The following is a 417-nucleotide window of genomic DNA, read 5'->3' as shown; positions in this document are numbered from 1 at the left end:
AGCAGGAAAGACGAATGATGAATTCAGCACTGAAGATGGAAGGCCTATTGTTTCTACCAATGCTTTAATTGAAGCTCAGCGCTTTTACCAGCGAAATAAGGAGATCTCTGTATTGGTCACCGTAGGACTCTATGCTTTAAATATCATTGATGCCAACGTGGACGCTCACCTGCAACAATTTAATGTGAGCGAAGATCTTTCGCTCAAACCTACCCTGGACTATGATCGCTTTAGCGGCACTACCGGCTACGGACTTACCTTAAATTATAATTTTTAATGAAAATAGCTCTTTTAGGTGACGGAAAAATGGGCAAGACCATAGAATGGTTAGCCGAAGAACGTGGCCATGAGATCATCTTCAGGCTCACCGAGGCTAGTGAAAAGTACGACCTCCAAAAAGCTGATGTCGCTATCGAC

At 43.4% G+C, this 417-nt stretch carries 1 protein-coding gene; it reads left to right on the top strand.

The features are described 5' to 3' along the window. On the top strand, positions 1-277 hold a 277-nt coding region (locus tag HC176_RS16870; protein ID WP_245234944.1), incomplete at its 5' end, for a DUF5683 domain-containing protein. Between the last annotated feature and the right edge of the window lie 140 nt (positions 278-417).

It is taken from the genome of Tamlana crocina, from assembly GCF_012037625.1.
This window is presented reverse-complemented; position numbering and strand designations above follow the sequence as displayed.